Here is a 1334-nt window from a genome sequence, read left to right on the forward strand (position 1 = left end):
CAGGGCGATTTCAAAGTCAGCTGCTAATTGTGGATTGTAACGCTATGTAATCAGCGGTAGGGCGCGCTGGGGCTTGCGACCGATGGCTTGGATGGTCTCTTTGATCTTGGTGATGCCGTGCAGGCCGAACAGGCCGAGGGTCAGGTTGCGCAGGGTGGCCATGACCCGGGGGCCGTTGCCGAGGTAGGCCTGCTGGTCGTCTTCGTGCCAGACGGTGTCACGTGCTCGATGTTCGAGGTTTTCAATGCCCCAGTGGCGGCGGGTGTAGGTGGAGATCTCGGCTGCTGACAGCCCGGCGCGGCTGGTGGCCACGATCGCGATCTCCTTGCTACGGGGGCGGTTGGCCAGGTCGCAGGTGTCGCGGCGGATGACCGCCAAGCGGGTGGCGTAGGGCAGGCCGATGGTGTCGTTGATGTCGGTGGCCCAGGTGGTCCACCGGCTGATTCGCCCGTGCCCGCGTTCGCTGTTCACATGGCCGGGCTCGCCGGAGATCAATGCGCGTGCGACGGCCAGGGCGGCGGCGTGCAGAGATGAGCGGTTGCCTTTGATCGTCATCAGGTAGTCGGCGCGGTGTTCTTCGACCAGGTAGCGGGCGGTGGCAATGCAGGTGTGCGCCGCGTCGGCGGTGACCAGCGCGCCGGCGATGTCCATCCCGGTCAGCAGGGTGCGCACCTGAGTGGTTTCGGTGGTGCCCTCGGGCACGGCGATCTGTCCGAGCACCACGGCGTGCCGGCCATCGCCGCGGTGCGTCATCGCCGAGAACAGCACCAGGCGGCCATCGGCGTTCCAACTGCCGTTGAGATCCTTTCCGTCCAGCGCGATCGCCCATCCATGCTCGTCGCATGCCGCGTGCGCGCGCAGCCACCTGCCCGTGGCCGCGTCGAGCTCGTTGGCGTCCACGTCGATCAGCACCCGTCTCAGGGTGGCGGCGCTTGGCGCGACATACCGGCCGATGGCCAGGCGCCGGCGCGCGCCCAGCAGGCCGAGCAGTGACTGCGGCAGATCAGCGGCCGTCGAGCCCAATTCCCGGTAGTTGGCGGCGCCCCCCAGCGTCGCCACCACGGTGACCCCCAGCACGGCCACCAGCGGATGCCGGACCCCGCGAGGGTCACGCGGATCGGCGATGCCCGCCAGCATCTCCAGCAGCGAAACAACATCAGCCCGAGCATGAGAAACTGACACCGATGACCTTCTTGTAGGTGATGTGGAAGCGTGAGAACTCCCATGATCACAGACGGAAGGTCATCCTCGTTTCGGCGTCACGCTGCGCAACAACGATCGATCCGGACGCCAAGCGACAATCCCCCCAGACGGGCTACTTTGAAATCGCCCTG

1 protein-coding gene is annotated in these 1334 nt (G+C 66.4%); it reads right to left on the reverse strand.

Annotation, left to right across the window (positions count from 1 at the left end):
* Nucleotides 1–42: 42 nt before the first annotated feature.
* The gene (locus tag AB0F17_RS66445; protein WP_358047860.1) at nucleotides 43–1182 is read right to left on the reverse strand and encodes an ISAs1 family transposase; all 1140 of its coding nucleotides are present in this window, start codon (nucleotides 1180–1182) and stop codon (nucleotides 43–45) included.
* Nucleotides 1183–1334: the final 152 nt, after the last annotated feature.

The sequence above is a fragment of the Nonomuraea sp. NPDC026600 genome (assembly GCF_040638335.1).
Taxonomy (GTDB): Bacteria; Actinomycetota; Actinomycetes; order Streptosporangiales; family Streptosporangiaceae; genus Nonomuraea.